19 protein-coding genes are annotated in these 26525 nt (G+C 46.0%); 5 read left to right on the top strand and 14 right to left on the bottom strand.

Annotated elements, in window-relative coordinates:
- The first annotated feature begins 5 nt into the window (after nt 1–5).
- Nucleotides 6–677 (top strand): hypothetical protein, encoded by a 672-nt coding sequence (locus K339_RS0111050; protein ID WP_028523627.1) that lies wholly within the window; start codon nt 6–8, stop codon nt 675–677.
- On the opposite strand, the gene K339_RS0111045 is transcribed toward K339_RS0111050, so the two are convergent.
- From K339_RS0111045 to K339_RS0111025, 5 genes are all read right to left on the bottom strand, one after another.
- Nucleotides 674–1471 (bottom strand): bestrophin-like domain, encoded by a 798-nt coding sequence (locus tag K339_RS0111045; protein ID WP_157607558.1) that lies wholly within the window; start codon nt 1469–1471, stop codon nt 674–676. The two genes, K339_RS0111050 and K339_RS0111045, sit on opposite strands and share 4 nt — an antisense overlap.
- Before the next feature lie 109 nt (nt 1472–1580).
- Nucleotides 1581–4730 carry an efflux RND transporter permease subunit gene (locus K339_RS0111040; protein WP_028523625.1) on the bottom strand — a complete coding sequence of 1050 codons (3150 nt, stop codon included), beginning with the start codon at nt 4728–4730 and terminating at the stop codon, nt 1581–1583.
- A gap of 1 nt (nt 4731) precedes the next feature.
- A complete protein-coding gene (locus K339_RS0111035; RefSeq protein WP_028523624.1) occupies nt 4732–6486 on the bottom strand; it encodes an efflux RND transporter periplasmic adaptor subunit in 1755 nt (584 codons plus the stop codon).
- The gene (locus K339_RS0111030) at nt 6483–7676 is read right to left on the bottom strand and encodes a TolC family protein (RefSeq protein ID WP_028523623.1); all 1194 of its coding nucleotides are present in this window, start codon (nt 7674–7676) and stop codon (nt 6483–6485) included. The genes K339_RS0111035 and K339_RS0111030 overlap by 4 nt, the downstream gene beginning before the upstream one ends.
- Before the next feature lie 83 nt (nt 7677–7759).
- On the bottom strand, nt 7760–8206 hold the full coding sequence (locus K339_RS0111025) for a hypothetical protein (protein ID WP_028523622.1): 447 nt from the start codon (nt 8204–8206) through the stop codon (nt 7760–7762).
- Nucleotides 8207–8340: 134 nt separating this feature from the next.
- Here K339_RS0111025 and K339_RS0111020 point away from each other — a divergent pair, with 134 nt between their 5' ends.
- Complete coding sequence (locus K339_RS0111020; protein ID WP_037300157.1) at nt 8341–8754, top strand: hypothetical protein; 414 nt, start codon at nt 8341–8343, stop codon at nt 8752–8754.
- Between the two features lie 104 nt (nt 8755–8858).
- Here K339_RS0111020 and accC read toward each other — a convergent pair whose 3' ends face one another.
- The 3 genes from accC to K339_RS33390 form a co-directional block, all read right to left on the bottom strand.
- Nucleotides 8859–10358, bottom strand: coding sequence for an acetyl-CoA carboxylase biotin carboxylase subunit (accC, locus tag K339_RS0111015; protein WP_028523620.1), 1500 nt, complete (start codon nt 10356–10358; stop codon nt 8859–8861).
- Nucleotides 10359–10444: 86 nt separating this feature from the next.
- Nucleotides 10445–10870 carry a heavy metal-binding domain-containing protein gene (locus tag K339_RS33395; RefSeq protein ID WP_051397947.1) on the bottom strand — a complete coding sequence of 142 codons (426 nt, stop codon included), beginning with the start codon at nt 10868–10870 and terminating at the stop codon, nt 10445–10447.
- Nucleotides 10867–11547 carry an acetoacetate decarboxylase family protein gene (locus K339_RS33390; protein ID WP_051397946.1) on the bottom strand — a complete coding sequence of 227 codons (681 nt, stop codon included), beginning with the start codon at nt 11545–11547 and terminating at the stop codon, nt 10867–10869. Before K339_RS33390 ends, K339_RS33395 begins: the two co-directional genes overlap by 4 nt.
- A gap of 150 nt (nt 11548–11697) precedes the next feature.
- Between K339_RS33390 and K339_RS0111000 the strand changes: the two genes are divergently transcribed.
- Both K339_RS0111000 and secDF read left to right on the top strand, forming a co-directional pair.
- Nucleotides 11698–12066 (top strand): hypothetical protein, encoded by a 369-nt coding sequence (locus tag K339_RS0111000; protein WP_028523619.1) that lies wholly within the window; start codon nt 11698–11700, stop codon nt 12064–12066.
- Between the two features lie 165 nt (nt 12067–12231).
- The gene (gene secDF, locus K339_RS0110995; RefSeq protein ID WP_028523618.1) at nt 12232–15306 is read left to right on the top strand and encodes a protein translocase subunit SecDF; all 3075 of its coding nucleotides are present in this window, start codon (nt 12232–12234) and stop codon (nt 15304–15306) included.
- Between the two features lie 70 nt (nt 15307–15376).
- On the opposite strand, the gene K339_RS37095 is transcribed toward secDF, so the two are convergent.
- Both K339_RS37095 and K339_RS0110985 read right to left on the bottom strand, forming a co-directional pair.
- Nucleotides 15377–15550, bottom strand: a complete 174-nt coding sequence (locus K339_RS37095) for a hypothetical protein (RefSeq protein ID WP_157607557.1) — start codon at nt 15548–15550, stop codon at nt 15377–15379.
- Between the two features lie 83 nt (nt 15551–15633).
- Complete coding sequence (locus K339_RS0110985; protein ID WP_028523617.1) at nt 15634–17118, bottom strand: xylulokinase; 1485 nt, start codon at nt 17116–17118, stop codon at nt 15634–15636.
- A 73-nt stretch (nt 17119–17191) separates the two neighbouring features.
- On the opposite strand from K339_RS0110985, the gene K339_RS0110980 reads away from it, so the two are divergent.
- Nucleotides 17192–18043 carry an alpha/beta hydrolase gene (locus K339_RS0110980; protein WP_028523616.1) on the top strand — a complete coding sequence of 284 codons (852 nt, stop codon included), beginning with the start codon at nt 17192–17194 and terminating at the stop codon, nt 18041–18043.
- Here the strand turns inward: K339_RS0110980 and mobA are convergent.
- The 4 genes from mobA to K339_RS33375 form a co-directional block, all read right to left on the bottom strand.
- Complete coding sequence (mobA, locus tag K339_RS33385) at nt 17994–18584, bottom strand: molybdenum cofactor guanylyltransferase (protein ID WP_051397945.1); 591 nt, start codon at nt 18582–18584, stop codon at nt 17994–17996. The two genes, K339_RS0110980 and mobA, sit on opposite strands and share 50 nt — an antisense overlap.
- Nucleotides 18581–19570: a YheT family hydrolase gene (locus tag K339_RS0110970; RefSeq protein WP_028523615.1), complete on the bottom strand. Its 990-nt coding sequence runs from the start codon at nt 19568–19570 to the stop codon at nt 18581–18583. The genes mobA and K339_RS0110970 overlap by 4 nt, the downstream gene beginning before the upstream one ends.
- 60 nt (nt 19571–19630) lie before the next feature.
- Complete coding sequence (locus K339_RS33380; RefSeq protein WP_051397944.1) at nt 19631–22381, bottom strand: S8 family serine peptidase; 2751 nt, start codon at nt 22379–22381, stop codon at nt 19631–19633.
- A gap of 86 nt (nt 22382–22467) precedes the next feature.
- A complete protein-coding gene (locus K339_RS33375; RefSeq protein WP_037300153.1) occupies nt 22468–26502 on the bottom strand; it encodes a S8 family serine peptidase in 4035 nt (1344 codons plus the stop codon).
- Between the last annotated feature and the right edge of the window lie 23 nt (nt 26503–26525).

The following is a 26525-nucleotide window of genomic DNA, read 5'->3' as shown; positions in this document are numbered from 1 at the left end:
TAAATATGCTTCGATTGGTTTTAGGGGCAATACTCATTGGACTGAGTGGTTGTGCCACTTTACAAAATCACTCCAAATACGAACTGGCAGATGGGATGTATAAGATAAAAGTGAATGGGCAGCGTTTTGATGCCTATATCCGAAACACAAACGATAGCATTGTGTTGTATCAGCCACATACCAAAATATCAAACCCTCTTCCTCCATTATCTACAACAAAACTCATTAATAACCAACAACTTATAAAATATTCGTTGGATATTGACGTGATGACATCTGTCTTTAAAATTCGCCCCAAAACCACCGATTTACCCACACAAATGAATAGCAATTTGAACGGGAATCTGTATTTGGGGTACCGAAAAGACATTTACCATATCAAATACGTCGAAAATCCAGTTTTTGACTTTCAAAGACAGGTAAACCACATTGGGTTTAGCGGGGGGGTATTTTTAGGTGTGGGAAACACCGCTATGAACGCTTCTACTGCCAATGGACTTGCGTATGATTATGACGGTATCGTTTTGCAGAAGGGTATTTCGGGTATTTTTGCTATCAATAAACTTACAATTGGGCTAAGTATCGGTACTGACCATTTGTTGGATAAAAATCGGACGATTTGGCAATACCAAAATAAACCTTGGTATGGCTTGATGTTGGGTTTGAACCTCAATTAACCCAACATCACTTTATAGCTTTCATCGTAGTTTAATTCATTAACATCCGATACAAAATCATGAATCGGTTTTAACGATATTTCGGTGCCCGTTTCTCCTTTTTCGGAATAATCGAAAGGATTGTCTAAGTCTTTGATTAGGAAGAGCATATAGGTTACCAAAAATGTGACCAACGAGGTTAGAAATACCGACACAACAAACGGGTTTATTTTGATAATGATAAGCCCTAAAGCAGTTAAAAATGCCATCGCTTCCACAATGGCATAGGCCGAGCCGATAAAATCTGTATCTCGAATGGTATCAATTCTTAGTAGGATTTTACGTAATTGGTTCTGCTCATTTTTCATTTTAATGATGTAATTGGCCTGAATGCCTTCGTTTTCCATTTCCACAAAGAAGTCATTCATGGAGCTGATTTTAGCCAACATCGCTTTGGTGCTTTCTTTTTTGTACACCCATTGAATGAGCATCATTGGAAGGTTTTTCTGAAACTCAACAAATGCCAAGGCTGCCTGAGAGTTCTTTCCTTTATAAATTGTGAGGGTATCGTCGAGTAAAGTACGCATCGAAGCAGCCAATTCGCTGGGTATTTTCTCACTTTCTTTATAATCAGAAAGTACACCGCTAATTAGAAAACCAATCAAAAAAATAGTACCCGCTACCAAGCTGGTAAACAGGGCATTAAGCTCCATAAAATCAACATCAAGTCGGTGAGTTAGGTACTTTAAAATCACAATAAAAACTACAATAGGCAAAATCTTGAAGGCGATTTTCCATTTCAACATTAACTTCATCTTAATTCAAAATTGGTGTTTATTAGGTAGTAGCTACCTAAGTAAAAATTTAAAAAGTTGCAAAGATATAAAATATCAATTCCTATAAACCATGTTGGTGTTTCATAAATCAAAGCTCCTTGACTTTATTTTTCTCTTTAAAATAGGCGTCTAAGGCTTTTTCTCCAAAAACATAAAACACAACGGGCGTGACGACCATATCGAGTAACGTACTGGAAATCAATCCTCCCAAAATGACCGTTGCCACGGGGTAAAGAATTTCTTTCCCCGCCGCTTGAGGATCAAGCGTAAGTGGGATAAGCGCCAAAGCAGCTACTAGAGCCGTCATCAGTACTGGCACGAGGCGTTCGAGCGAACCACGGATAATCATCTCTTTACCAAAGGTTTCTCCTTCATGTTCGACAAGGTGGATGTAATGCGAAATCATCATGATACCGTTGCGGCTTGCGATTCCTGTCAGCGTAATAAAACCTACCAACGTTGCTACCGAAAATACCCCCCCCGAAAGCAACACCGCCACGACACTCCCCACGAGCGCCAACGGGACATTGAGCATGATTTGCAACACAATGCGGCTTGATTTGAAATGGGTGAAAAGCACCAAGAAAATACTTACAATTGAAAGAAGGCTTAACAAACCTATGAGCTGCGTAGCCGACTCTTGACTCTCAATCAGCCCCGAATACACCACATACGTACCTTGGGGCAGTTGCAACTTGCCGACTTTTTGTTTGATTTCTTCGACGGTACTTCCCAAATCTCGCTCTTGCACGTTGGCCGAAATCACCATGCGCCGCTGGGTATTTTCGTGCATGACCTGGTTCACGGTTACGGTTTGCTCAATGTCCGCAATCTGTTCCAAAGGCACCAGTGTACCGTCTGGAGTACTGATTTGAGTGCTGCGAATAGCTTCGAGGTTAGAACGTTCGTGTTCGTTGGCACGAATGAGAATATCAAACGTTTTCTGTCCGTCATACATTTGTCCCGTTACTTTTCCGTTGTAAAACACCTCAAGTTCTTCCACCACTTTTCCAGCCTGCAATCCAAAACGTTGGAGAGCATCGCGTTTAACACGAATCTGCAACTGAGGCACCATCACTTGACGCTCGATACTCAAGTCCACTACTCCCTCAATCCCCTGCATCAAATTTTTGATTTGTCCTGCGGTGGTACGAAGTTCGGCTAAATCGTTTCCGTAGAGTTTAAGCGCTATTTGCGCCTGCACTCCCGAAAGCAGGTGCTCTATTCGGTGCGAAATAGGCTGTCCTACTGCAATTGTCACGCCTTTCATCACCGACAGTTTTTCGCGGATATCAGCGATAATTTCATCCCGACTTCGGTTGTTATCAGATTTTAATTCTACTTCAATTTCAGAGCGGCTGACAGGTTCAACGTGCTCGTCGAGTTCGGCTCGCCCCGTGCGACGACTGGCATATTCTACTTCGGGGACTTCCAACATGAGTTTTTCGGCCAATGTCCCCAACCGATTCGATTCCTCCAACGAAGTTCCAGGAGGAGCAATAAGGTTGATGGTAAACGACCCTTCGTTGAAAGGTGGCAAAAACTCCGTTCCTAAAAAAGGAAGCGTACCAACCGAAACCACAATCAGCAAAACAGCCGCCCCAATAATAGCCTTAGGACGTTGGAGCGACCAACTCAACAGTTTATTGTCTTGTTTTTTGAGCCAGCGGACGAGAGGAGTGTCGGCCCCCAAACCCCCAAAGGGGGCTTTATTATTTAAGCCCCCTTTGGGGGTTTGGGGGCTTGGTAGGGGGCTAAGTACACTACACAACACAGGCGTAACGGTAAGCGACACCAGCAATGAAGCAATAATCGAAGTGATGTAAGCCAAACCCAACGGCGCAAAAATCCGTCCTTCGACGCCTTCCATAAAAAACAACGGCACAAATACGAGAACGACAATGATAGTGGCATAGACAATCGAATTGCGCACTTCAGAACTGGCCTCATATACTACCCGAAGCGTTGATTTTGGATTACCTGCGGCTTGGTTTTCTTTTAAACGCCGAAAGACATTCTCAACATCGACAATGGCGTCATCGACCAACTCACCGATGGCAATGGCCAGCCCGCCCAACGTCAGGGTATTGATGGAAATATCAAACAATTGAAAAATAATGGCCGTCATCACCAACGACAGCGGAATGGCCGTCAGCGTAATAACCGTGGTACGAAGATTCATCAAAAACAGGAATAAAATCACCACCACCAATATAAACCCATCCCGCAATGCCTCGGTGACGTTGTGGATGGAGTTTTCGATGAATGATTTTTGCTGAAAAATTTTCGGGTTCAACGACACATCACGCGGCAACGCAGGCCGAAGTTCTTGGCAAGCCTTTTCTACCTCATCGGTCAAAGCCACGGTATTGGCGCCTGGTTGTTTTTCTACTGCCATAATCACCGCAGGCTTTCCGTTGATGCTCCCGTCGCCTCGCTTAAAGGCCGCTCCAAACTTTACGTCGGCTACTTGTTTGAGTAACACAGGTTGGCCATGTCGGCTGGTTACGACCGTATTGGCCAAATCGCCCAGCGATTCCGCCCGCCCTACGTTTCGGATCAAGACTTCCGAACCGTATTCGTAGTAAAAATTTCCCGTGGTATTGCGCGATGAAAGCGACAATGCCTTTTCCAATTCGTCGAGCCCTACGCCAAATTGTTTGAGCTTAGTACTCGACACCTGCACTTGGTACTGCAAACGGTCGCCTCCAATCGGAATCACTTGTGCCACTCCTTTGATGGTCAGCAATCGACGCCGAACGGTAAAGTCAGCAAGGGTTCGAAGTTCGGCAGGCGAAGTACTGTCTGCGCTCATTCCGACGTACATAAACTGCCCCATTACCGACGAAATAGGCCCCATAATGGGCTTTATTCCGTTGGGTAAAGTCACGGTTTGGAGCTTTTCGGCCACCAACTGCCGCGCACGGTAGATTTCGGTATCCCAGTCAAACTCCACATAGACCATCCCCAAGCCAATCGCCGAACTACTTCGCACCGACTCTACGCCTGGCGCACCATTGAGGGCTGTTTCGACGGGCAGTACCACTTGGGTTTCAATTTCTTCGGGCGCTAAACCGTTGGATTCTAAGAATATCGTCACGCGGGCACGGTTCAGATCGGGCAATACATCAATGGGCAGTCGAACCGCCGTATAGGTTCCTGCTACCAACAATATCCCCGCAAACGCTAATACAATCATCCGATTGTTTAGCGAAAATTTTATGAGCGTATTTAGCATATTACTGGTTTAGGAAAATCATTTTCAATTGATACGAAGACGTAACCACTACTTTTTCTCCCGAATGTCCCCCCTTCAAAATAGTCGTAGATACTCCGTTGTTGTTTCCAATCGCCACATATTCCACCCTGAAACGCTCGGGCGACTCTTTTACAAACACACAAGGTTTACCGTTGAGCTGGCTTAACGCGCTATTGGGCAACGCCAACGTCCGATTTTCGTCGCGTGCTTGCGCCCGCACGGTCACGTACTCGCCAATTTTAAAATCACCGTCGGGGTTTTCAACTTCAAAAAGCATTTTCTGCGATTGGTTGGCATTTACGACTTGCGCCGCCGACAATAACCGCACTCGGTTGGTTTTATGCTTTTCACTATCTCGCTGGCATTCCACCTCGAAGCCCATTCCTAAGCGGACTTTGTCGGCATCTTGTTCAAATACCTGTGCTTCGACATACACTTTACTGAGATTAGTAATCGTAAAAAGCGTTTCACCCGTTCCCACTGTCGAGCCAATTGCTACCGTAAACGGTGCCACTACGCCCGAAATCGGTGCCGTAAGCGCGACCAAACGGCTATTACCCTTGCCGTTTTTAGCAATGTTGTTAAACACTTTGAGGTTTTCTTGCGCTTTGCGCAGGCGAGCTTCCGCTTCGACCATGTCACGTTTGGCAGCAATGTCCTCGATTTTTTTCAAGCGGTCGTACTCCTTTTGAGCCGTCGCCAATTCGACTTCTAAGTTGTTACGTTCGGCTTGCAAACTCACTTGCGTGCTGGCGTCGATGGTCTGTTCGACAACCGCCAGCGTCTGCCCTTTGTTTACACGCTGCCCAACTCGGGTGGTAAGCGACACGATACGCCCCACTTGCGGCGTTTGCACCACCGCCATCCCCGTTGAGGCAGGGATTACCGTTCCATACAACTGGGTCGTTTCTCGGAAGTTGCCCGTTTCAAGAGGATTGGTCAGTACTTCAAACAAGAATTGTGTCTCTTTGGGCACGTCAAACGCATCCCCATTGGCTTGTTGTACTTTGGTGTTTTGCTTCCCTCCGTGGTTATGTCCGTCGTCTTGGGCTTGACTAGGCTGATAAGTCGGTAAAAGGCAAGCGCCGATGAGAAGAATTGAAAAAAGAGTTCGGTTTTTTCTCATGGCCAAAAACATGGCGATTAAACCAATTACCAAACCGCCGCCAAACATCACCCACATTCGCCAATTCCCTATTTGCCATTCACCCGTTTGTTCGTTGGCTTCTTCGTGGGCATGTTCCGACTCGTCGTGGCCTACCAGTACCCCTTTCAGCACCATCAAATCGGAGCCATTGATACCTTCAATTTTAGCAGTAAGGGAAAAGGTACGCTCCCGACTAAACCGCGACGTAACCTCATAGATGCCTGCTTCTTTGGGTTTTATATCAAACGTAGCTTTGGAATCTAACGAGGCCGAAAGTGCGATTTTGGCATTGCTAATAGGTCGATTAGTGGCGGGGTCGGCAACGTAGAGCGTCAGTTTTCCCGCTTCATTGGCGTGCAGGTGTTCGTATTTTAGCACCAACTCATAGCGGTCTGATACCGCCTCCACTTTTTTTACTTTGATGGTTTCAGCCGCTGGCTCATGAGCTCCGTGGTCATGGTCATCGTGCAGCGTGCCATCGACGTGCATGTGCTGTGCGTAAGTAAAGCCCCCCACCCCCCAAAGGAAGCATATCAACAAACCAATGCGTTTATTTAAATGAGTCAGGGGACTATCTATCTTTTTCATAAATTTCCTGTTAAATGTTGTATGGTCAAAATCGACTGAAAATAGCTACGTTGGGTTTCGATGTAGCGAAGTTTGATGGTGTAAGCGTCGTTGGTCGTCCGCAGAAAGTTAATGTAGTCAGTTTGACCGTTTTCAAAAAAACGACGGGCTGTTTCGATAATCGTATTGGCTTGTGGTAAGGCCACACTTTGGTAGTACATCAGTGACGTTCTAAATTTCGCTGCCTCATTTTGAGCCATTTGCAAGTCGAGCGATACTAGCTGTTTTTGCGATTCTGTCCGTTCATGGGCGACTTCTTGCGCCGTTTGAGCAGCCTCAATTCGGCTTTTGTACTGCCCCCACCAAAGCGGGATACTCACCCCCGCCCGCAGACGAAGCCCCATCCGAGTTTCTGGCGTCCCCTGATTGTAATAACCTACCATAAAACTGGGCAGTCGGCTGCTTTTTTCTACGCCAACTACCTTTTGACCAATCACTTCCATTTGCTTTGCCATTTCCACAAGCGGAGCAGCACCCACATCGCCTAAGGTATCCGTAGGGAGCGGCATTTTATCCAGCGGAAGTACTGCTACCTCTGGCGCGAGCGCATTCCCCATCAATACCCCTAGTTGATTTTTTTGCAAGACTACCTCTTGAATAGCCATCGCAACTTGGTTACGGAGTTCCGCTGCTTGCGTTTCTGCAAATACCAAAGCCAGCTTGTCGATGGTACCTACTTCAAAGCTTCTCTTTGCGGCAATGGCGATTTGGGCGTAAGCGCTGTCCTGGCTTTGAAGTTGTCGAAGGTACGACTGCCCAAATTGCGCATTGAGATACGTCCATTTTACCCGAAATTTCAACTCGTTTTCAGCAATTTTTTGGTCTTTTTGGGCCAATCCTACGTACGCTTGCTGCAATTGTGCCTGCTGATGATAAACTGTAGGTAAACGAAAACTTTGCTGTACGCCCAACGTATAAAACACCCCCGTCGGACTATCGAACGTCAGCTCAGGGTTAGGAATCGCTCGGGTAGAACGGATGAGTTGCTCGTTTTGCTTTATCACCAAACTCGAAGCTTTCAACGCATGGCTGTTTTTGAGCGCTGCTTCCACCGCTTCGTCGGGCGTCAGAGTACGTTGCGACCACACACAAGTACTCAACAACCACCCAAGCCCAACCGTCAAGGTTGACTTTTGCCAATAAGTGTTCATCAAAAATGAAGATTTGATTTAAAAACTGAGAAAAAGTAAGAGGCAAGTGGGCAAATTGCCCATTTGTACATTTTTCTTTGTTTCTAAATCAAAAAGCACTGCACCAGCGCGAGAAGAAAACGCCCGTACGTTCGTCGAAAAACGTAGGGTGGTTCAAAAAAAGCAGTACGTATCTCACCCGTTTGGACAAGGTGAGTCTTGTAGAAAAATGTAGCAAAAGAGGGAATAAAAGGAACAAAAACCGTAGAGGAAAACGCTAAGGCTTTGGTCGTAACTTCGGCATAACAATCCACAAAGTTGACTTGCCCTTCTTCTGCATGAGTCTGAAAACCCGAAGCGGCCTCATGATGGTGATGATGTTCGTCTTCATGCTGTTGGTGCTCACACGACGTCTCCGCCCAGCTTGAAAGAATGTGCCGATGCGTTCCATGCTCCTGGCACGAGTGTTCCAGCACGCCATAGCCATTGCCCGCCCAAAGGGCCAACAACGCCATTGTCAATGCCAAAAACTGTTTCAGAAGCTTTTTCATCAAAACCGATTTTTAGCAAAAATAAATCAAAACCGCGTGCAACAGGGTTTCAGGTAGTAAAAAGCGTAAAATAAGTCTGTCAAAACCTCTTTGGTTTTAGTATAATTGCACCAAAAGATAACTCCTAAACGACCATGACACTTCTCGGCTTTCCTGTATTGGTACTTGCAAAAATCCTGTTTGCCGCTTTCAACGGCATCTTGTTTACCCAATCGGGTCTTGATAAGGTTTTCCATTACCAAGGCAACCTTGACTATTTTAAAGACCATTTTAAAAAATCACCGTTGGCTTCCAGCGTTGGCGCGCTGATGCCTACCATTACCTTGCTTGAGACATCGGCGGGGTTGGTATCTTTGGTTGGCGTAGTGCTTTTGCTCATTGGAAGTGACTTGGCCAATGTAGTAGCCGCTTCGGGCATGTGTTTGGGGGGAGTTTCGTTGGTGTGTTTGTTTTTTGGACAACGCCTAGCGCAAGACTACGCAGGGGCTGCTTCCCTTGTACCCTATTTTTTGATGGCGGCGGGAGGATTGGTCTTATATACTTTGTAAGAATCGGGTTGTGAGCAACCCTAAGCACGAAAAAAGAGGGTTGTAAGCAACCCTCTACACTATTACACAATCTCGTAATTCCTCATTCGTAATTCAAAACTCCCCTACTTAACTCTATTGGCTTTCCACTTGCTCTTTGTCGCTACGGAAGCCATTGTAGTAGCGCTGGTAGGTTGTTTTGCTTGTCCCATCAGGTACGCCACCAAAGCCGCCGCGATTTCAGTTTCATCTTTATCGGCTTCTTTTTTAAGTACTTCGGGGGTGAAATAATGTTTGACAAAATGCGTATCGAAATTGCCAGAAGTAAAAGCTTCGTGCAACATCACAAACCGACAAAATGCCAAGGTCGTTTGTACACCCGAAATCTCGTATTCGTCAATGGCCCTTACCATTTTATCAATCGACTCCTGACGAGTAGCCGCATGAGTAATCAACTTAGCAATCATGGGGTCATAATAAATCGGGATGTCCATGCCTTGCTCAAAACCGTCGTCCACCCGAACGCCATTTCCTTGCGGACGCACGTACGTTTTTAGATTTCCAACATCGGGCAAAAAGTTATTCGTTGGGTCTTCGGCATACACCCGAATCTCCATCGCGTGCCCGTTGATTTCAAGCTCTTCTTGCTTGAGTTGAAGTTCTTGACCTTCGGCAATATAAATCATCTGACGTACCAAGTCAACGCCCGTAATCATCTCCGTCACGGGGTGTTCTACTTGGAGACGCGTATTCATTTCGAGGAAATAAAAATTCAGCTTATCATCGACGATAAACTCGACCGTCCCCGCGCCATAATACCCGCACGAACGGGCTACGTCCACGGCACATTTCCCCATTGCTTCCCGAATTTCAGGGGTAAGGCACGAAGATGGCGCTTCTTCCACTACTTTTTGGTGACGACGCTGCACCGAACACTCCCGTTCAAAGAGGTAAATCGTGTTTCCGTGTTGGTCGCCCAACACCTGAATTTCGATGTGTCGTGGTGAAGCAACGTATTTTTCGACAAACACCGCTCCGTCGCCAAAAGCCGAAATTGCTTCGCTGACGGCGCGCTCCATTTGTTCGTCAAACTCCACTTCATTTTCGACAATACGCATTCCTTTCCCCCCCCCTCCAGCGCTTGCTTTAATCAAGACAGGATACCCGATTTGTCCCGCAATGACCTTTGCCTCCGCGCGGTCAGTTACGGCATCGGGTGTGCCTGGCACCATTGGGATGTTGTATTTGGCCGCCGCCCGTTTTGCGGATAGTTTATCGCCCATTATTTCGATACTTTCGGCCGAAGGTCCCACAAAAATAAGCCCCGCGTCCTTGACCATCTGCGAGAATTTGGCATTCTCCGACAAAAAGCCGTATCCTGGGTGAATGGCATCAACGCCCAGTTTTTTACATACGTCAATAATTTTATCTCCCCGCAAGTACGACTCCGAAGAGGCGGCAGGTCCTATACATACTGCTTCGTCGGCATAGCGTACGTGCAAAGCGTTACGATCGGCTTCACTGTAAACCGCTACCGTTTTAATGCCCATTTCGCGGGCAGTCCGCATCACCCGAAGAGCAATTTCTCCACGGTTGGCGACCAGAAGTTTGTTGATTTTGCGCATGAACAGCTAGGTATTTTTCTATAAAGGCACCGAAAGTTACAACATATCGTTTAGTGTCATAGAATTATCTTGGTAAAACAGTATAGCTACTGATTCCCGTACTTCACCGCCGTTCCTGCCATGACAAAACCTTGGTAATCTTTTCCTGTATAATATTGGTATTTGACGTTGACGATGGCATGAGCGCCCATGCTTGTCGCCTGAATAATCAATTGATCAAGCAAAGCCTTTTTTTGTTCTTCGTCATTGCCACGGTATAGCATTCGTCCGCCTTTGGTTTGCTGGTTGCTCAATGGCACTTCCTTTTCTACTTTCACGGGGCCAATGGGTGTGTAAACCCGCGTTGTAGGCTGATTTTCGTAAAATACATCAATCGGATAAGTGGCATCGGCCAACTTAATCGGAATCCCTAGGCCGCCGTCAGGAGTTGTTACAGGTCGCGCACACGAAAATGCACCCAGCACAATGACTACCAAAGACGTAAAAGGAAGTAGTTGTCGAAAAAATCTCATGGTTTAATTTTTGTAAATGTTGCTACGGGAAACGTCATTGTAAAGTTTTTAACCACCAACACTCCCCACGGTTTGAAAGGAGCAATGTCAGGAAACAAGGTCGCATTTACGTTGATGTCGGTCAGTTTTCCAAAATAAGCCTTTCCTTTCGCACTAGGCTGCGTCAATACCCACTCATCGCGGAGTTGCTGCGTAATGCGCAATGGCAAAAAGGCCGTTGTTAAAGGAAACGAAAAACTCCCTCGGCGTATTGTCGCTTCAAAGAAGGTGGAATTTCCCTGTTTTGCCACCAACTTGTCGGTACGTTCATCAAGGGCTTGAAAGTCAAAATCACACAATTCTTTGGGAATCCCCCAATTTTCAATGCCGTTCCAGACACTATTTGCGTCAGAAACGTAAATTTTTGAAATCGAAAATGTGTTTTTTCCCAACAATTCAAATACCCCTGGAATAAACAACAATTCGCGGTAAGGACCAACAGGTGTGGTATGGTAATCGACCAGCATCATACTTGCCAGTAAACCCTTATAGCTATCTCTCTGATAATCAAACAAAAAGCACTTTTCTCTAACAAATTTTTCAGGCAAACGGTACAAGAAAATATAGCCATTTCCTGTCAACGACCAAGGCGCAGGAGCGATTAACGAAGGAGGTAATAAGTGTTCGGTAGAAAGCATATTTTTCAATAAAAAAGGGGGTCAAATACCCATTTTGTAACATTTTCAAGAAAGATATAGACAAAACAAGCAATATAAAAAATAGAGGTACTTGTTTAACAAAAAAAATGGTACGAAATTTGTCACCGCTTTTCTGAGCAAATTATTTTTATGAAACAACGGAAACTTTACACACGTGTTTTTTCTGCGGCGCTGGCCTTATTGTTGCTTTTTACGGCAACAGCGGGAAAAGCGTTGTCGTCTCGTAAAGTTAGCCCTAAAAAGCCCGTTGCCGAACAAACTGCTAAAAAACAACAAAACAACGACGAGCGTCCTGTCATTCAGGCAATGTCGTTGGAGGCCGTAGTTGCTCCTGCTATTTCGTTTGATTTTGAGCAAACCTTCTACCTTCTTCCAAGTATTTGGTACATCGAACTTCCTTCGGTCAGTCTTCTTCCGAAGCGATTTGATGTTTTCTACTATTTTTTCTCCTTTTTCCGAAACGTCTTCGGCCACTTTATTGCTAGCAACGCCCCCTAAAGAGCGCTGTCGTTGCTGTTTTGTGCCTATGGTGTCCAATTTAGACAGGTAGGGCAAAACTGTATCTCCGTATTTTATTCCTTTTTATTGTTCACCTTCTCGAAAGCATCCTTTCGGGAAACACAAATTCAATTATTGTAAACCAATTTTATCAATCATAAACTAATGCAAAACAGACTTGGTATTTGGATTTTGACAGTCGTAGTAGCGCTTTTGAGCATTTACTACTTGTCATTTACGTTTGTAGCGCGCAGCATCCGTAGCGATGCAGAAGCGTTTGCTAGAGGCAAGGACGGTGTTGTTGACACCAAGAAAAAAGAACGCTATTTAGATTCTCTTCGCCGCGAACCTGTTTATTTGGGTTCTACGTATCAAGATGTAACCCAACGCGAACTTGGCTTAGGTCTTGACCTTCAAGGCGGTATGCACGTAGTATTGGAAGTAGCTCCTACCGATATTATGAAAGGCTTGGCAGGCAGCAATGCCCGCAACAGCCAAGTAACTGAAGCCTTGAAAAAAGCCGTTGAAGCACAGAAATCAAGCCAATCTAACTTCGTTGATTTGTTTGTAACTGAATTTAAGCGTTTGGCGCCTTCAACTTCATTGGCACAAATTTTTGCGAACAGTACCAACCGTGGTAAAATCAATAGTACTTCTTCTGACAGAGAGGTAACCGCCTTCTTAAAAACAGAAGTGGATGGTGCTACTAGCCGTGCGTTCCAAATCATCCAACAACGGGTGGACAAATTTGGGGTTGCTAACCCGAACATTCAGCGTTTGCCAGGAACAGGCCGTATCTTGATTGAGTTGCCTGGGGTAGATGATCCTGAGCGTGTGCGTCGCCTTTTGACTGGTTCTGCCAAATTGGAATTCTGCGAAGTATATACACTTAACGAAATTTCTCCTGCCCTTAATTCACTCGGCGCTTACTTGACGCAGTTGGATTTGGAGAAAAAGATTGCTACCAAAGGTTCTGCTGCTGCTGACACTAGCAAAGCATCTGACCTTGCTTCTAAGTTAGCCACTGGTGCCAAAACGGATACGACCAAAACAGATACGACGGCCAACCAAACTGGTTTGGCGAGCTTGTTTGTGCCTATTTCACAAGGCGAACTAGGCGTATATGCCAAAGATACTGCTCGTGCTAACGAAATTTTGGCTCGCCCAGAAGTAAAGGCCATGTTCCCATCGGACTTAATAGTTATGTGGAACCGTAAAGGTGTAGAAACACTTGATAAGCGTAACGAAATTATTGGTGTTTATTTCATCAAAAAATCAGGCGGTAAAGCACCACTTGAAGGAGATGTGATTGTGGACGCAGGAAATGACTACGATGACCGTGGCCGCCCAGAAGTAACGATGCGTATGAATGCCGAAGGTGCCCGTAAATGGAAAAACCTTACTGCTGCAAACGTAGGTCGCCAAGTAGCAATCATCCTCGATGGTTTTGTTTATACCGCCCCTAACGTACAAAACGAAATCCCGAACGGAAACTCAAGCATCACAGGAAGCTTTACGGTAGAAGAAACCAAGGATATGTCCAACGTGTTGAAAGCAGGTAAATTGCCAGCTCCAACGACGATTGTTGAAGAAGCTATCGTGGGTGCGACCCTTGGTTCTGAGTCTATCAATGCAGGTATTATTTCTTCATTGGTTGGTTTGTTGGTGGTACTTATCTTCATGGTAATCTACTACAACAAAGCAGGTATGATTGCCGACGTAGCCTTGTTTATCAACCTTTTCTTCTTGATGGGTATCATGGCTTCATTGGGTGCAGTATTGACTTTGCCTGGTATTGCGGGTATCATATTGACCATCGGTATGGCGGTGGATGCCAACGTACTTGTTTTTGAACGTATTAAGGAAGAATTAGCCGCAGGGAAAGATTTGAAACTTGCCATTTCGGACGGTTTCAAAAACTCTCTTTCTTCTATCCTTGACTCAAACGTAACTACCTTGTTGACTGGTATCATCTTGTTCTTCTTAGGAACTGGTTTGATTCTTGGCTTTGCAACTACGCTCGTTATCGGTATCGTTACATCGTTGTTTGCAGCTTTGTTTGTATCTCGGTTGCTATTGGAGTGGTGGACAGCCAAAGGACGTAAGATTGAGTTCTACGCCAGCTGGTCACAAAACCTTTTCAAAGATGCAGATTTCGACTTCGTTTCTCGTCGTCGTATGTACTATATCATTTCTTCGACAATCATTGGTCTTGGTATTATTTCAGTAATTTTCAAGGGCTTCGGTCTTGGTGTTGACTTCAAAGGTGGACGTAGCTACGTAGTTCGTTTTGAAAAAGAAGTAAATACTACCGAAGTTCGTGAAGCACTTACAGCACCATTCGAGGCGGCTCCAGAGGTGAAAACATTCGGGGGAGCGGGTATCGGTGCCAACCAACAAGTAAAAATTACGACTAGCTTCTTGGCAGATGCAACAACACCTGATTCGGACAAGCAAGCTCAAGCAAAATTGAACGAGGGATTAAGCAAACTTGGTGACAACAAAGCAACCATTCAAAGTTCACAGAAAGTAGGGCCGACGATTGCGTTTGACCTGATTATGACTTCGTTAAAATCGCTCTTGCTAGCCGTTTTGGTGGTGTCGGCTTATATTTATTTACGATTCCGCCGAATTGCCTTCGTTTGGGGGGCGATAGTCGCCTTGTTCCACGACGTACTCATTATCTTGGCGGTATTCTCTATGTTTAACGGCTTATTGCCATTCTCATTGGATGTTGACCAAGCGTTTGTGGGAGCCGTACTGACGATTATGGGTTATTCAATGAACGATACGGTCGTGGTCTTTGACCGCGTTCGTGAATACCTCCGCGACAACCGTAATAAGAAAGAAAGCATTCCGACGATTATCAACAACGCCTTGAATAGTACCCTCAGCCGTACGGCCGTAACGGGTCTTTCGACGATGTTTGTACTTATCGTATTGTTCTTCTTTGGGGGTGAGGTAATTCGTGGATTCTCGTTTGCGATGCTTCTTGGGGTTATCGTAGGTACCTACTCTTCGTTGTTTGTGGCAACTCCTATCGTGGTTGACTCGCTTACACAAGCGCAAGCAAAAGAAGATAGCCTTCCTGCTGATCCAACAAAAGCAGCCCCAGCTCGCCTTATCTCTGATTTTCCAGATGGCGTAGGTGAATTGGAAGCTCCGCAAGACGATGAGCAACAAGAAAAACCTAAAAAAGAGAAAAAGGCTCCTTTGATTAAGCCTTCTTTGAAAAAATAAGGGATATCATTCGTCCCCAAACAAAAAACGGAAGGCAAATGCCTTCCGTTTTTTGTTTGGTTGATTTTAGCTATTCAATGCTTTTGTGAAGGCTATTATAGTATCCTGCAAAAACTGCACTTTGGATGAGTGTACCAACAATACCCGTCAATACGTCACCAAAAGTAAACAACAATACTACAATCAAAACATAGAATGTAATCAATACGCCTGGACCAACTTGTTGTTCCTTATGTGCTTCCATTGAAATCAATGTTTGAGTGGTTGAAGAAAAATATCGCCGCAATTTAGGCAAAAAAACGTTCGACGCCCTTCTCCTTTTGCGATTTATTCTCCCAATGCTTTATTCAGCGCTTGCTCCCAACGGACATAATTTTCTGCATAGACTGCGCGAAGTGCCTCGTTTGGCTCAAAAGTTGCGATTTGATTTAAACCTTCAAAAGCCGATTTTACGTCATAAACTCCAACACCAATTCCTGCCGCACGCGCCGCTCCTTGCGCTCCGTCGGTGTCGTACAATTCGATGGTAGCACCTGTTGTATTGGCAAAGGCTTCGCGGAAAAGTGGACTCAAAAACAAGTTGGCATGACCCGCCCGGACTGTCTGGGTTTCTACGCCCATTTGGCTCATTACTTGTAATCCGTAATTAAGAGCAAAGACGATTCCTTCTTGAGCGGCGCGGAAAACGTGCGCCGACGAATGGGTATTGAAGTTTAGCCCTTGCAAATGACCTCCTACCAATCGGTTTTCTAGCACGCGTTCTGCTCCGTTTCCAAATGGCAAAAACGTCAGTCCCTCGGCTCCGATAGGTGTTTGGGCTGCCAGCTGATTCATTTCATCATACCCAAGTCCTCCCGCAAAACGGCGCACCCAACTGTTCAAAATTCCCGTTCCGTTGACGCACAACAATACCCCGTTGCGTTGGGCTTCTGGTGTACTGTTGACGTGGGCAAAGCTATTTACCCTCGAAAGTGGATCAGCCGTAGGTTGGGCATTGATACCATACACTACCCCCGACGTTCCTGCCGTAGTGGCCACTTCGCCTGGGTTGAGTACATTAAGTGAAAAAGCGTTGTTGGGTTGATCCCCTGCGCGGTAGGCAATCGGGATGCCTGCTTTTAAGCCTAATTCTGCCGCCGCCGATGCCGAAAGTTGGCTTTGAGGAGCAAACGTCCCGACGATTTCGGGAATAAATGAATTGTCAAATCCGTAATAATCCAGCAATGCTTGCGATACTTTCTGCTCGGCAAAATCCCAAAAAATTCCTTCTGATAATCCCGAAACGGTCGTTTGAGGCGTACCCGACATCCGAAGTGCTAGGTAGTCGCCTGGCAGCATAAAATGCCGAATTTGTGCATAAATATCAGGTTCGTTGTCTTTTACCCATTTAAGTTTCGACGCCGTGAAGTTTCCTGGAGAGTTTAGCAAATGCCCCAAACAAGCATCGCTTCCCATATCAGCAAATGCTTTGTTTCCAATTTCAACGGCACGGCTATCGCACCAAATGATTGATGGACGCAACGGGCGCAGGTCTTTATCGACCACCACCAAACCGTGCATTTGGTACGAAATACCAATTCCTGCGACCAAATCGGCCGAAAAGCTGTATTTGTTTTTGAGTTTGTGCGTGGCGTTTACGGCTTCTTGCCACCAGCTATCGGGATGCTGCTCTGCCCAGCCCGCACGGTGGGCAATCATCCCCATTTCTTGGTCAGGAGACGTGGCAGTGGCTACCGCTTTTCCCGTTTCAATGTCCAATAAAGCAACTTTTACCGACGAGCTGCCTACGTCATAGCCTAAAAGATATTTCACTGATATGTTTGATTTTGATGTTTACGATAAAGGAAAAAGTTGTTATTTTCGTAGAAAAAATTATCCAAAACAAATGCTTGATTTTTTTACTACCGAACGATTGATTTGGATTGGAGCCATTTACCTCGTTTTGTGCTTATTGGCGTACTTTATTCAACACAAATTTATCTTTAAACCCGAAAAACTCCCGCAAGATTTTATTTATAATTACGAAGACTCGTTTGAGGAACTATTTTTTGAACCTGAACCCAACGTCCGTATTAACGCACTTCGCTTTTACCAAGACGACATTTCCCGAGGGCTCGTAGTCTATTTTCATGGCAATACCCGAAGCATCAAAGGCTGGTCAAAATACGCCAAAGATTTTACCCAACACGGCTACGACGTACTGATGATTGATTACCGTGGCTTTGGAAAAAGTACTGGAAAACAAACGGAAGAAGGTCTCAAAAACGATGCGCAGCACATCTACAATAAAATGCGCTCCAAATACGGTTATTCCGAAGAGAAAATCATCATTTATGGACGCTCATTGGGGTCGGGTTTTGCCACAAAACTAGCCTCGGCCAATCACCCGAAAATGCTTATTTTAGACGCTCCTTACTACAGTTTTACGCGCCTCACTACCCGCTTTTTGCCTTTTTTACCCGTCTCTTATATTCTCAAATTTTCAATTCGTACCGATGTCTGGATTCGTTACGTCAAATGCCCCATTTACATTATTCACGGTACAAAAGATCTTCTCATTCCTTTTCGTTCGAGCGTGCGCCTGATGAACCTCATTCCCCAATCGGCCCGTCTTATTCCGATTTACGGCGGAGGTCACAACAATCTCCCTGATTTCCCAGATTATCATCGCCATTTAGATGACATTCTCAACGACCGTTTTGATTTGATTTTTGATAAATATGAAAAGCCGTTTTGACTTTCTCACAATCATCGGGCGTATTGATATTTTGTAGCCAGCGTTCGTCGGGACAAGCAAGCCCTTGGATGTCCATCTTTCGCAACAGTTTGGTAGGAGAAAACTCTCCCTCAGCCATTGTTTCTCTCAACCACTTTTCGGACGTTGGCTCCCAAATCCCCACCAAAGGTTCTAAAAACCCCGTGGAAGGATGTCTAAAAACAGTGGCAGGCAAGTGCGCCTCCCGATGTGCCACCAAGTATTCCAATGTTCTTTGGTTGACAAAAGGCATATCGCAGGCCACCACCAGCCACGAATTTGCAGGTTGCGCAAAAAAAGCACTGGCGATCCCCCCCATTGGCCCGACCTCGAATGAATCTAATAAAAGTGGTGTATCTCCAAACAAGTGTTGTTGCTCTTTCCGACATGATAGGTACGTCGGGGCAAAATCAGAAACTAGTTCAAACAGGTATTTCCATTGAGGCTTCGCATGATAAGAAAGCTGGCTTTTGTCAGCCCCCATGCGCGTACTACGCCCTCCTACCAGAATAAGCCCGTTCATGGTTTTTGTAAAAAATCTAGTGCCCTTACTTCCGACCAATAAGCCCCTTTTTGGTCAAATCGTCGGGGTCGAAACCCACAATGCCCACCTTGTGCAGTAAGCTCTAGCCATACGTTGGGCATATCCGAAACCGTCTTGATGGGTAAACTTTGGTAAGGAACCAACGGATCATTTTCAGCATTTACAATGAGGGTTGGCACCGCAATTCCATCGACAAAATATTTAGAACTACAGCGCTGATAATAGTCATCCGCTCCCGCAAACCCATGAAGCGGCCCTGTATAAATATGGTCAAAATCCCAAAATGTTTTTACCTTCTCCCATTGTGAAACATCAAAACGGTCGGGATATTGGGTAGCTTTGGCTTCAATTTTTGGCTTTAATGTTTGCAAAAAACGCCATAGATAAACCTTGTTTTCTGATTTTTCGATGTTTCGGCTACAGCCCAACAAATCCATTGGCACGCTAAAAACCACCACTTTATGAATCTGCTTGGGCAACGTTTTTCCTCGTTCGCCAGCGTACTTTAGCGTTACGTTTCCTCCCAAACTAAAGCCCATGAGCGAAATCTCAGTATAGCCTTTGGCAATGGCGTATTTCACCAAAAAGTCCAAATCCGATGTTTCGCCACTGTGATAAAACCGAAGCTGACGATTGATTTCTCCGCTACAACTGCGGTAGTTCCACGCCAAGCAATCGTATCCATGATGGTTCAATAAACGTACCATTCCTGTGATGTACTGACGCGTACTGCTCCCCTCCAATCCGTGCGAAAGAATCACCAAGGGCGGCTTTGAAGCAACGTCAGCCGAAGTTGCGGGGGCAAAACTCCAATCAATATCCAGAAAATCATCATCGAGCGTCGTGAGACGTTCGCGCTGATACGGCGGCTTAATTTTCCGAAACAAGGCAGGAAATATGCTCTGATAGTGGCCATTGGGAAGCCACCGAGGAGGCTGGTGGGTGTGCGTACGCAAAAGAGGCATAAACAAAACGACTTTACAAAGACAAACATAACTTTTCTTTGTCAAAGTTCAGCGTTGTTGTTAGTGCTTAATAAAAGGCTTTGCAATCACCCGTCGCCCGTCGCTTACCCGAATAAAATACTGCCCAGTAGGCAATTCTGATACATCAAACTGGTTCAAGAAAACGCTTCCATTGTCATAAAGAAGCTTTTGCGCGAGCGTTCGGCCATCGTTGGTGATGATTTCGGCCGTTAAATCGTACGTATTGTCCGATTCGTACGCCACCGTCAACGCATCGACCACGGGATTTGGATACAGCGAGAGCTTTTCTTTTAAGATTAAAATTTCGGGTGGGCTGTTCGTAATCGGGCTATTGGGCGCGTATTGGGTGTTGGTGAGTTCAAGTATTTTTGACGCAATCGAACATCCTCGCTGGGTAATTTCTACGCTATATTTTCCTGCGAGGGTTGCAACCAATCGTGGCCCTGTTGCGGTAGGAATCACCGTACCATTCAAAAACCAGCGATACGTCATTCCTTCTCCTGTACTCGTTGTAAGACGAATACTTCCACTCGGCGGAATAATTGTCCCGCTATTGGTTGAAATTACAGGACGCTGTAGCGAAGAAACAAGTTGGGTGGACGGGGTTGTGACCACACAGCGCCCTGCCGTAATCACCACACTGTAATTCCCTGCTTCGGTAGGGTTGAGGGTCGAGCTGGTTGCGCCAGCAATATTTTCTCCATCCCGACGCCATTGATATCTATACCCCGAACCCGCACTGGCAGTCAGTAAAATAGGCGTACCCGCGCAAATAGTGGCGGTACCTTCTGGGGTTATTTTGGCATTGACATTGGTGACGGCGACCGATATTGTTTTCGATTGTGCCGAACACTGGTACCCAATGGCTTTTACACTATACACTCCTGCTTGCGTAATTTCGTACGAAGGCGTGGTGGTGGTGCCAATCACATTTCCATCTTTCAGCCATTGATAAGTGATGGCGTTGTCACCCTGCACTTGCAGCTGTACTTTATTGCTACTACAAATAGTCGTGTCTTGTCCTTTCAGCATTTGCACTGCTGCCGCACAGTCTTGCGGCTTTACCCCGCTCATAATCAGGGTGTAGGGTTGTCCGTTATTTTTCAAGGTACGTTTATGCCGTACGGTCACGGTATAAACCTTCCCCGTCGGAGGAGTCAGAATGAGTACCTGCTCCACATTGTCCCGAATGTTGTCTCCGCCCGTGGCTGCCTGAGTGGGCTTGGTAGGATCGAGCACCCAAGGGAAGTAGGTTGTTCCTGTTTCGTCGGTCAGCCGAACGTCCAAATCATTGATTAATTTCAACGAAGGACTATCGACATTTTGGGTGGTAATACCCGTCGCAGTTCCTTCAGGGTCAGTCCATGAAAGCGTTACTACCAGCGGTTCGGTACCTGCGGCGATGACTTTTTGTTGGTAAGTTTCATTTTGTTTCAACGTACTTTCCAACAATACGTGTCGATTCACCGTATTAAGCACTACCTGCGCGGCTTTTTCGGCGTTCAGCAAGCCCCATCCGTACTCATAACTTGGCCCCACTTTCCCTTTTGGGGTACTTGCAGTGTGAAGTACCAAGCCTTTCAACGTAGCCGAACGCATAAAATAATTTCGACGACGATAAAACAGCTCTTGTAACAAAATCAATGACCCTGATACATTGGCGCTGGCGGTAGAAGTCCCCGACAGGGTCGCATAGGCATTATTTGAGGAGGCAATTGAAGAAATAATATTACTCCCAACCCCTAGCAAATCGGGTTTAATACGCCCGTCGTCCGTAGGCCCCCAGCCACTAAAATCAGCCACTTTAAAATCAGTGATAGTCGTTCCTTGCAGTTGAATAGCTGCTCCACCCACCGTTAAAATATTTTTAGCATTCGCTTCCGACGGAATAGCGTCATAGCCATCATTGCGGCTGCGTTCTAGCAAACTGGTTTGGCTAGTATTTCTCAAAAAATAGGGAGATCCAATAGGTGGCCCCGTTTCGGCATGTTTGTTATCGGCCGATTTTACGATTAAATAATAGGGGCTGTTTGCGGCCAGTTGGTCTAAATCGCGGGCTTTGTCGTCATAAAACCCAAAACGATAATCTTCTGTTGCACTAATTGACGTATTTCCCCACCATTCCCATTTAAGGTTGGGGTTGGTTCCTGGGCGATTTTCGTTAAAAACCCAACCCACCACAGGGCCATAAGCATGATTTGAAATGAGCATTCGGGGCGCTTCTTGCGCCATTTCTACCAAATCATTGTTATAGTCCCAAACGTCCAACTTTGCCCCGTAGGCCATTCCTTTCACCTGCGGATTGACCCCTGCGGCAGCCATCGTTCCTGACAAATGCGTGGCATGATCACTCAAGACCGTACTTTGGTCTTTCAGGCGAACTCTACCTCCAAATTCGACGTGAGACAATCGCGGCAAGCCGCCATCCCAAATACAAAGACGTCCGTCGAGCTCAGGCAAATCACCTTTTAAGTCCACACCAAGCGCTCCACCAACGTAAAGCCCCGTGGTATGTGTTCCCATCGAAGCGACGACATTATGGCTGGTATAATAGACAGGTTCGCCGACTGCGTCCACTCCTTGTAAAGTCAAAATTCGTCCGTTGGCATATTTTTTGCTAGTAAACCAACCCTTCTTTTTTGCATTTTTGAGCGCCCATTGACGATTTTGGGTATAGCGTTGTTGAAGGCTGTTGATGAAGAAATGGGAGACAGAATCGTTCTTCAAAAGTGGTACAACTGGCGCTTGGGCGCCAACGAAGAAAGTAGCGGCTGATAAACAGAGTACCATAAAACACCTGTTTATCAGCCGAGTAAAAAAAAATAATAGTGTAAGGGGTAAAATAATTGCCATTCCTTTCAAGTACAGCGCGCGCTCTAAAGCTTCTGTATCGTATGCACAACGCGCATTGGTGTACCCTCCTCTTCGAATATAGCAAAAAACGTACCGCTTTGCAAAGAAGTTACGTTAAACTGCGTCCGAAATGTTTTTTCAAATTTTTCCATTTGCTGTTGCCCTACCATTCGGCCGCTTAGGTCGTAGAGCGTTGCTCGAATGGCCATCGGTTTGGTATTGGTCGACGGCGCGTATTCACATACCAAAAACGCGTGCGCAGGATTGGGATACACCCTAGAGGCTGCAACGGTCGATGCAGCGTTATCGTCTAAAGCTGTAATTGTAATTCTAACTTCATCCGATACCACTTCGCCACAGCCGCTCACATTAGCCCTTACGGAATAACTACCCGTTTGAAACGCCGTAAATGTAGCCGACGTTGCTCCAGGGATTGGCAAGCCATTAATCAACCATTGATTGCTTGTCGTCGCATTAGAACGAAGCGTAATTCCGTCCACAACGGTGATGGTAGGCTTCTCGGGCTTACGGGTAGTCAAGGCAACGGGCGTCGATAACGTTGGTAAACAATTATTTACCGAAGTGCTGACCGCATAATTACCCGCCTGTATTGCTTCCAAACTGTTACCTACAGCTCCGCTCACTGGCTGACTGTTGAAATACCACTGATAAATCCCCGCATTTACTGGTGCTTTCAGGGTAAGCGAACTACCTTCACAAATACTCGCGGCCCCGTCAAAACTAATGCTTGGAGTGGACTTAGTAGCGGTTTTGGCGGTAATTGCCACTCTTTCACTCGGACAGCCAAATGATTTAACTTTCAAATCGTACAAATAATAATACGCATTGGTAAGGGTATCCACGGTATTGTTTTGGGCAAACAGCGCTCCGCGCAACGCAATCACCCCAGGAATACTATACGGAAAACCCGTGACACCAACATTGCTACGGTAAATCGTAGCGCCGTTTTCGTATTCAATGGTGATTTTATAATTCCCCGCTTGCGGAATCGACAGATTGAGTGGGTACACTTTTCCTTCGTCCGAAGGGTCATCCGCATATTGCCCCGCAGGTGCGCCCGTATTCGGTACATTGGGATTTCGGCTGGCCGTCACGTCTATGGTCGTACTCGACACAAATCGGTCGTCCAGCCCCATGACGGTAAAAGTCAATCGCCCTGGCGTAGCCGTGTATAATCGGGCACTTTCAAGAATCAAGGGCACTTCAGTTTTAATCAACGGCGCAGGTCCAAAATTTCCCGCATAAGACCCTCCTCCGTGAAGCGACTTAGACGCAGGACCTACATTCCCAGTGAAGTCATTTAACGCTACATAAAATATTCCATTGGGGACTTTCAACGAACTACTCGCAAAATTTCCAATCGCAAATGGCTTTGCTTCCGTGGGACTATCGTACCAAAAAGCCGTGCCCGAATCCCGCGAAATCAAGGATAACGGATCCGCATCGCAGTAAGTCGCTGTAGCCGAAGTAACCGTTGGCACGGTGGCAACAGTCCGAACCTCACGAAGAACGTTATTGGCCGTATCTTGGTCATTTTCAAGGTTAGTACGACAAATAAACTGGTAATTTTGACCAGACACCAATTTCCCTAACAGTGCATCGGAGAGTGTCATCGTAGCCGTTGAAAAAGGAGCAACCGCTTGATTAACAGCTCCGTTTATTGTTCCAACCAATGCCCCAGAAGCATCCCGCACTTGCACCGAAACGGGGATATTTTGTTGCGTTTCGGTACCTACATTTCTCACTTGTACGGTGATATTTTTCAGTTGGTTACCACAAAAATTATTTTCTGGAGTTACCAACGACGCCAAGGATACATCCCGAGTTGGACGAATATAACGGACTAGGTATTCTTGCGTTTCGCCCTTGGCATAAACCCCGCACGCCACCACCGACGAAGGGACATTGGTTTCGACGCATACAATCCGTACACGTGCCAAATTCCCTACAACTAACCCAGAAGGCACTTTTACATCCGCTTTGAACGTCGCATTGCCTTTTAGTACATCCGATGTTGCTACATTTTCATTGAGATCGTCAAAATCACCGTCGCCATTCCAATCCACAAATGCCTTTACTACTTTGTCAAAATCGCCTCCACAGGTTGTTAGTTTCACTTCCAATGGCAACGTTTGTCCTGCCGCCACAGCGACCACTTGCGTTGTAAAATCGCTGTATTCTTGGCAGCCATCTTTTCCTGCTTGAACCATATTTCCGAATGTCACTTGGGCAATTTTGGTATCTGCGTTTGAACCTGCCTTCGATTCGCAAAATACCTTCCCTCCAATTCCACTTACAATCAAGGCATAAGCCTGAGATGTATTGGTTAACGTGGCTCCTTTGTGCTTTACGGTGATTGTATAAGTACGCCCAGGAACGGGATTGACAATACGTATTTGCTCGACGTTATCCCGAATATTATCTCCCTGCGTTGCATTCGCCGACGGCTGATTAGGGTCTAGTATCCACGGCAGCGACTCCGTCGTTCCGTCACTCACACGTATGTCTAGGTCATTGATCAATTTAGGCGTTCGGTTGTTGAAATTCGCCGCCGATACACTGGTCGCTAGGGATTCGGGATCCGTCCAGCAAATGGTAGCTACCAATGAGCCACGTCCCGATGCAATTACTTGCGTGGTATAAGTTTCATTGATTGCCAATGTACGTTCGGCTAATAAATGGTTCAAATCACGGTTCAGTATCACTTCAGCAGCTTGCTTCATATTCAAAAGCCCCCAGCCGTATTGATAGTCAGGGCCAGGATTACCCGCATCGTCGGCGGTATGAATTGCCAAGCCTTTCAGCGTTGACGAACGCATAAATTTCTTGTTTTGCTGCTGATAAAGTTCCTGTAACAAAAACAACGACCCTGATACGTTTGGCGATGCCATTGAGGTTCCACTGAGCACTGTATAAGCGTTATTGGACGTGGACGTTGTCGAGAAAACACTCACTCCTACACCTACAATATCGGGTTTGATTCGCCCATCGTCAGTTGGCCCCCAACTACTAAAGCTTGAAATTCGAGGGTCTGAAAGTTGGTTATATCCGTTGCTTAATACACTCACGGCACCCACTGTCAGGATATTTTTAGCATTCCCGTAGGTCGAAATTAAATCGTATCCATCCTGATTGGCGCGTTGGATGGTACTTGTCCGAGTTGAGCCTCCCAAAAAATACGGCGTTCCAGCAGGAGGACCATTCGAGCCCCTTGAATTTCCTGCGGCATTGACAATTAAATAATAGGGCGCGTTATAAGCAACACGATCCCACTCACGCGCGCGGGTGTCGTAGAATCCCATTTTATAGTCGTTTTGCTCATTTACCGTTGAATCGCCGTACCATTCCCATTTACGGTTCACATCGGTTCCAGGGCGCGCTGAATTATAACGCCAACCTGCCACTGTTCCATAAGAATGGTTAGAAATCAAGAGCTCAGGAGCTAAATTGATCATTTCTGGGGTATCATTACTAAAATCATGCGCTAGAAGCGTCGCCGCGTTCGACATCCCCTTCGCCCGAGGATTTACACCCGTTGCTATCATGGTTCCACTGACGTGCGTAGCGTGGGCATCCGCCGTTGTAACATTATCTACCTGCGTCACCCGCCCTGCCAGTTCGGTGTGCGTTCCCAGTACCTGTCCACCGTCCCATATTGCCAAACGGTCTTTCATCGGAGCACTTCCTCCTGTCAAATTTAGTCCAAGGCCGCCATCGTTATAAAGTGTATTTGTGCGGGTTGTCAGGGCAGCACCAACGTTGGTGGTGGTAATATCATACAAAGGTTGCCCCGTTTCGCTTACCCCTGCCAGAATCATCACCGACCCATCGGGAAAGGACTGTCGTTCTACCCAATTATTCTTCTTTGCTAGTTGCTGCAACTCAGCCGCCGCTAATCGGTATTGATTATCAATTGATTGCCGTACATTCCTAATCTTTTGCTGCTGTTCGGTCGAGTAAAGTGGCAAGCGCTGGGCATACATAGTTGACCCAATCAGTGCCAATACACAGAAAATCAAGTAAAAACGGAAGTGCATGATGAAGCGATTTTTCTTTTTAA

The sequence above is a fragment of the Runella limosa DSM 17973 genome, assembly GCF_000482465.1.
GTDB lineage: Bacteria > Bacteroidota > Bacteroidia > Cytophagales > Spirosomataceae > Runella > Runella limosa.
This window is presented reverse-complemented; position numbering and strand designations above follow the sequence as displayed.

What these genes read in the sequence shown, in the direction of transcription:
- secDF (WP_028523618.1), top strand. Translation starts at nt 12,232, where the DNA reads ATGCAAAACAGACTTGGTATTTGGATTTTGACAGTCGTAGTAGCGCTT.
- K339_RS0111050 (WP_028523627.1), top strand. Translation starts at nt 6, where the DNA reads ATGCTTCGATTGGTTTTAGGGGCAATACTCATTGGACTGAGTGGTTGT.
- K339_RS0111030 (WP_028523623.1), bottom strand. Translation starts at nt 7,676, where the DNA reads ATGAACACTTATTGGCAAAAGTCAACCTTGACGGTTGGGCTTGGGTGG.
- K339_RS0111045 (WP_157607558.1), bottom strand. Translation starts at nt 1,471, where the DNA reads ATGAAGTTAATGTTGAAATGGAAAATCGCCTTCAAGATTTTGCCTATT.
- accC (WP_028523620.1), bottom strand. Translation starts at nt 10,358, where the DNA reads ATGCGCAAAATCAACAAACTTCTGGTCGCCAACCGTGGAGAAATTGCT.
- K339_RS0111035 (WP_028523624.1), bottom strand. Translation starts at nt 6,486, where the DNA reads ATGAAAAAGATAGATAGTCCCCTGACTCATTTAAATAAACGCATTGGT.
- K339_RS0111040 (WP_028523625.1), bottom strand. Translation starts at nt 4,730, where the DNA reads ATGCTAAATACGCTCATAAAATTTTCGCTAAACAATCGGATGATTGTA.
- K339_RS33395 (WP_051397947.1), bottom strand. Translation starts at nt 10,870, where the DNA reads ATGAGATTTTTTCGACAACTACTTCCTTTTACGTCTTTGGTAGTCATT.
- K339_RS0110970 (WP_028523615.1), bottom strand. Translation starts at nt 19,570, where the DNA reads ATGCCTCTTTTGCGTACGCACACCCACCAGCCTCCTCGGTGGCTTCCC.
- K339_RS33375 (WP_037300153.1), bottom strand. Translation starts at nt 26,502, where the DNA reads ATGCACTTCCGTTTTTACTTGATTTTCTGTGTATTGGCACTGATTGGG.
- K339_RS33380 (WP_051397944.1), bottom strand. Translation starts at nt 22,381, where the DNA reads ATGGTACTCTGTTTATCAGCCGCTACTTTCTTCGTTGGCGCCCAAGCG.
- K339_RS0110980 (WP_028523616.1), top strand. Translation starts at nt 17,192, where the DNA reads ATGCTTGATTTTTTTACTACCGAACGATTGATTTGGATTGGAGCCATT.
- K339_RS0111000 (WP_028523619.1), top strand. Translation starts at nt 11,698, where the DNA reads ATGAAACAACGGAAACTTTACACACGTGTTTTTTCTGCGGCGCTGGCC.
- K339_RS33390 (WP_051397946.1), bottom strand. Translation starts at nt 11,547, where the DNA reads ATGCTTTCTACCGAACACTTATTACCTCCTTCGTTAATCGCTCCTGCG.
- mobA (WP_051397945.1), bottom strand. Translation starts at nt 18,584, where the DNA reads ATGAACGGGCTTATTCTGGTAGGAGGGCGTAGTACGCGCATGGGGGCT.
- K339_RS37095 (WP_157607557.1), bottom strand. Translation starts at nt 15,550, where the DNA reads ATGGAAGCACATAAGGAACAACAAGTTGGTCCAGGCGTATTGATTACA.
- K339_RS0111020 (WP_037300157.1), top strand. Translation starts at nt 8,341, where the DNA reads ATGACACTTCTCGGCTTTCCTGTATTGGTACTTGCAAAAATCCTGTTT.
- K339_RS0111025 (WP_028523622.1), bottom strand. Translation starts at nt 8,206, where the DNA reads ATGAAAAAGCTTCTGAAACAGTTTTTGGCATTGACAATGGCGTTGTTG.